5 protein-coding genes are annotated in these 5010 nt (G+C 62.1%); 2 read left to right on the forward strand and 3 right to left on the reverse strand.

The window, feature by feature from the left end; translation table 11 throughout:
- The coding region (locus VGH68_RS13530; protein WP_331604137.1) for a glycoside hydrolase family 3 C-terminal domain-containing protein at window positions 1-1092 on the forward strand (1092 nt) is incomplete at its 5' end.
- A gap of 640 nt (window positions 1093-1732) precedes the next feature.
- On the opposite strand, the gene VGH68_RS13535 is transcribed toward VGH68_RS13530, so the two are convergent.
- Together VGH68_RS13535 and VGH68_RS13540 are read right to left on the reverse strand one after the other, a co-directional pair.
- Entirely contained in the window at window positions 1733-1891 is a 159-nt protein-coding gene (locus VGH68_RS13535; RefSeq protein ID WP_331604138.1) for a hypothetical protein, read from the reverse strand.
- Window positions 1892-2009: 118 nt separating this feature from the next.
- Entirely contained in the window at window positions 2010-2966 is a 957-nt protein-coding gene (locus VGH68_RS13540; protein ID WP_331604139.1) for a LysR substrate-binding domain-containing protein, read from the reverse strand.
- Window positions 2967-3500: 534 nt separating this feature from the next.
- Here VGH68_RS13540 and VGH68_RS13545 point away from each other — a divergent pair.
- On the forward strand, window positions 3501-3992 hold the full coding sequence (locus VGH68_RS13545) for a hypothetical protein (RefSeq protein WP_331604140.1): 492 nt from the start codon (window positions 3501-3503) through the stop codon (window positions 3990-3992).
- A gap of 80 nt (window positions 3993-4072) precedes the next feature.
- Here VGH68_RS13545 and VGH68_RS13550 read toward each other — a convergent pair whose 3' ends face one another.
- Window positions 4073-4873 carry a PP2C family protein-serine/threonine phosphatase gene (locus tag VGH68_RS13550; RefSeq protein ID WP_331604141.1) on the reverse strand — a complete coding sequence of 267 codons (801 nt, stop codon included), beginning with the start codon at window positions 4871-4873 and terminating at the stop codon, window positions 4073-4075.
- Between the last annotated feature and the right edge of the window lie 137 nt (window positions 4874-5010).

A 5010-nucleotide genomic window follows, 5' to 3' on the forward strand; every position in this document is an offset into this window, starting at 1 on the left:
CACCATACCTATGTGGATGATGCTATCGCTGGCGGAGGCGGTAGTTCGCGAGTACTGCCTACCTACACCGTCGGCCCACAACAAGGGATCACGAACGTACTTCGGCAGCTAGGCTCCAGTGCGACCGTGAAGGTGTTCGCCGCGCCGAACGACGGCAGCATGGACGCGGCGGTCGCCGCGGCTGCGGCGAGCGCCGACGTCGCGATCGTGATGGCGGGCGTCGTGACGGGAGAGGGGACTGACCGTCCCGATCTGTCGTTGCCGAAAGGGCAGGACAATTTAATAGCGGCTGTCGCGAACCGCAATAAGCGAACGATCGTGGTTCTGAAGGACGGCGACCCGGTTCTGATGCCGTGGGTCGACCAGGTCCCGGCCATTCTGGAGACATGGTATTCGGGACAGGAAGACGGCAACATCGTCGCGCGATTGCTGTTCGGACTGGCCAATCCTTCCGGCAAGCTGCCGGTCACGTATCCACGACTGGCTACGGATACGCCGACCAGCACGCCCGAGCGCTACCCCGGAACCTCCGGGGCGAATCCGGTGGTGCAATATTCGGAGGGTCTACTGGTCGGTTACAGGTGGTACGACACGCGACAGCTCAAACCGTTGTTCGCGTTTGGTCACGGCTTGTCGTACACGTCTTTCAACATTTCCGGCGTCCAGGTTTCGCCGCGTGGCTATACCGGCAACGGTCCGATTCAGGTCGCGCTGAGCGTGCAGAACACCGGGCTGCGCGAAGGCGCGGAGGTCGCACAGGTCTATCTGGGCTTGCCGCCGAACCTCGGCGAACCCACGAAGCGGCTGATCGCTTTCCAGAAAGTGCTGCTCAAGCCGGGCGAGAAGAGGGCGCTTTCGCTGTCCATCTATCCGATTAACGGTTTTCACGCGCTCAGCTACTGGGACAGTGCGGCACAGAGCTGGAAGATCGCCGCGGGCACTTATACCGTTTATGTCGGCAATGCGTCCGACAACATCGTTGCGCAGAGCACGTTTACCGTTAATGTGGCGATGCGCGACACCGGCGATGGCGATGACAATGTCAGCCGTGATCCCACTCCGTTTGGATGGGACTGGGCTCCTGCGCCATGAATCGGCATGGTCGACGCGATGAACACCGCGCGGCGTGCTCCCGCATCGCATCGCAAAACGAGGCTTGCGCGTGACCCTCAGGAGCCGCTACCGCCGATTGCCCTTTTCTCTAGATTTTTCCCACAAGCGGAGGACGAAGAGACTCAAGGAGTCGGGTAAGCCTTGACCGCTGCTCCGGCGTTAGTCCGGGCGTAGTGGTCAACTGCTCAACGCGTGCGCGCCAGTAGGTCCGGCTGAATAGTGAGTCTGCGCCATCATCTGACAGAATCCGTTCGAGATGGGAAATCGCGGCTTCGGCGGTATGCCGCGTATAGGGGCTCTTCCGGTTTGCGGGCCCGTTTTTAATGCTTTTGATCATGCACTTGTCTCATGTTGTGACCGACTGCGCCGGTCGCGGCACCGGAAGTCGGCCGCACCACGGCGATCCGCTGCGTCGACGACTTCACGTCGCCGCCTGCAGCGGTGCAGCGCCGGAGTGTCTGGCGAAGTTGGGCGGCGGCGACCAGGGTCCTGCTCTCGAGCCGCCTGAGCATTGTTTTCAGCGACCCGCGAACGTGTCGACAAACGTTATCGTCGCGGGCTCGTAGCCACCTTCACGCGTCTCGAACGTGAGTATGGCTATCCGCGCGCGGCCCGGCGATCACGTCCGACCACGCGGGAGATGCCACCCGTCAATCTGATCCAGATGTCGTAGCATTCTTTTGCGCAGCCGCTCACGGCGATAGTGGTTTATCACCATGATCATTGCGATGCCAAGGGCCGAGTCTCCGATGATCAGGCCCATCAACGTTTCAGTCATGACATGTCCTTTCAGAGAAGCGCAGGGATGTTTAATCAGTCGCTCACACCGCCTTGCATGTCCTAATCCAGCGGTTTCCCAGATGGTCGGAGAGATTGCCGTTTGGTGCAAACCATCTTTACTCACAGCGCCGTGAGTCTCCCTCACAGGCGCCAGGCGGCCAGCCGACGGACGCAGCCCAGGCTGCCGTCGACTGCTGTGTGTCGTGACCTTCGTTGGACAGCCATTCGTAGCATGTTTCGATCACCGGACTCGTGTGGCTCGCGCACGCAAAATACTTCCGATACTGGGCCGCGCGCGGACCAAGCGGAGCACATAGCCGACCCGCAACGATTTCGTCGATGGCGAGAAAAAGAGGTGCCAGCACCAGGCCGAGCCCTTCCGCTGCAGCCTGCAAGGCCAGGTACATGTGCTCGAACTTCAACTCGGCGACGGGCTTCAGATCCGGTATGCCCGCCTGCGCGAGCCATTGCTCCCACGAATACGGCTCGGTCACGTAACGAATCAGCGTCTGGCCGGCGAGGTCCTCGGGCCCACGCAGGCGCCCGCCTTCGAGCAGATCGCAGTGGCAAAGCGGCACGATCACTTCGGTCATGAACGGGAATGACACGCAGCCCGGGATTGGCTCATGCGCTCCGCGAATCGCGATGTCGTAGCGGTGCTCGTGGAAATTGACCGGGGCGATCGACGTCGTAAGCCGGACTTCGACATCAGGCCGCTTGCGCTGAAAAGCCGACAGACGCGCGATCAGCCAGCGCATCGTGAACGTGGGCGGTGCGTTGATGGTGAGCGCGGTAGGCGCCGCTTGCTCGACGAGATCCCGCGACGCCACGGCGAGGCGGTCGAGCACCGCGGTCGCGACGGCGAGATACTCACGGCCTGCTTCTGTCAGCAGCAACTGCGAGGCGCTGCGCCTGAACAGCGGCGTGCCGAGCCATCTCTCGAGCTGCGCAACCTGCCGGCTAACGGCACCGTGCGTCACATTCAGCTCCATGGCGGCCCTGGTGAAACTCACATGCCTGCCCGCTGCCTCGAACGCTCTTACAGCGATGAGGGGAGGGAGTCTTCTGGACATGTCGAGAATCTCGCGATATCGGCGCCGGTAACGAACCGGGCATCGTCCGGCCTGCCTTCAGGCAATGTACGAGCGCCGCCATTCTCCCGCCATGCCAACCGCTGCTAGCAATAGGCAGGCACATGTTCTTCGTATTGCGGAACCGTGCGTGTTCAGGACCCGGCAGATTCGTGTCCCGCAACGAACGTTCCACCGTGTCCAGGCCAGACGGAGGACCTTCTGCACGGAGATGCGGTAATCGTATGATTTTCGGGGCGCGCCCTTTTTGCGGGTGCTGCAGCGCGTGCTGCAAAAAAAGCGGGTTTGCGCGGCAAGCCGTTGCAATTTGCTCAAAAGGCTGAGCCAGTGGCGCTCTGGCAATACCGAATACATGGTTGGGCCAGTTCGATCTCACATCGATCAACTTGGCACCGGTCGCCCGGCTGCCTACACTTCAGGGTACTAATCAGTAGGTGAGTAGCTGGACACCGCGTCACCGGGCGTAATCAGGTGTCGACAGCAAAAAATCGAAACGCAATGAAGGAGGGACGTTCCATGTTTGGTCTCGGTTCAAGAAGTGCGCAGACCCCCAGCGAGTCCAGCCAGAATTCCGACGCCGGCGGCGGTCTATTCCCGTCGGAAATAGCGGGAAGCATCCAGGCGCTTGTCAACGACGGCATTTCCTGCAACGTCCACCACATGTGGCGCAAAGTCAGCGCCGGCGCCATCCCGCACCACAGCCAGATTTTCGTCAGCAACCGTGCAAACGGCATCCTCGTGCTCAACTTCGGCCTGTGGATGGGCGAGAACGGCACGGTGGAATTCGCCACGGACGAGGACAAGAACGTCCGGTGGTACACCCAAAGCGATACCTACAGCCCCAACCCGGTAGCCGTGATGCCGCGGCAGCTGCAGAAGGCATTCCTCAGTACGCGGCTGATGTGTGGGCCAGACTACAAGCTGCTGCACAACAACTGCCAGAAATTCGCGCGACTGTTTATGACCGAACTCGGCGCCAGTCACAATCGCAGCTTGTTCCACCCCTGAGACTGCCGCCTGATCGTTGTTGGTGTGGGTACGAGCGTGCAACTTGTCGGTCGTTCGAACAAGTCGAAGCATCGGCGGCGTTACGCCGGGCCCGGCCCCGGGCCCACCGCCAATCTTGTCACCTCCGGATCGTCGGTGACCCACACCGCGAGCGCCGTAAAGTTGTCGTGATTCGTGCTGGCGCTCGCGTACACCTGTTGCGCGAGCGCGTCGAGCCAGGCGCCGGGTGTCGCGGCATCGGCCAGCGCTTCGATGATGCGGGCGTCGTCGGCGTACTCCCAAAGTCCGTCGGTGCAAATCAGGAACGCGTCGCCGTCGCGCAGCGCGAACGTACCGTGCACGCCCGCAATGGGTAGCGGCTCACGGGTGCCCAGAGCCGCGTACAGCACATTGCGACGCGGGTGATCGCGCATCTGCTGTTCGGTGAGCAACTGCGCGTCGACCATCTGCTGCACCATGCTGTGGTCCCGCGTGCGCGCGCCGATTTCGCCGTGGCGGAAACAGTAGAGTCGGGTGTCGCCGCAATGGGCCCACGCGGCCGTCGCGCATTCGCGATCGATGGCGAGCACCACGGCAGTCGAGCGCATGTCTTTTTCGTTGCCGTCGCCGCGCGACTGTTCTTCGACGATGTTCTCATTGGCGTGCGTCAGCGCGCTGACGAGCCGTTCGCCCGTCGGCGGTAGTTCGGCAAGGGTCAGGTAGCGCAAATCCGCCAATACGGAATCGACGACGAGGCGCGAGGCCGTGTCGCCGCCGCCGTGACCGCCGGCACCGTCCGCGACCACGCAATAGTAGAGCCGTTCACTCGTCCGGTCGCCGAACGAATCTTCATTGCGCGGGCGGCCGCCGCGATCGGTCACGCTTGCGGTGACGACTTGCACCGTCGACCTCTCAAGTGCTCATGGTCTGTCGACCTCAGCCCTGTGCGTGCGACTGCGCGGACAGAATGCCCAGAACCAGCAGGATGACAATGCGATTGCCCGGCGCGATGTCGATGCCGAGGCTCCCCTCGATCCAT

The organism is Paraburkholderia sp. (genome assembly GCF_036488505.1).
Taxonomy (GTDB): Bacteria; Pseudomonadota; Gammaproteobacteria; order Burkholderiales; family Burkholderiaceae; genus Paraburkholderia.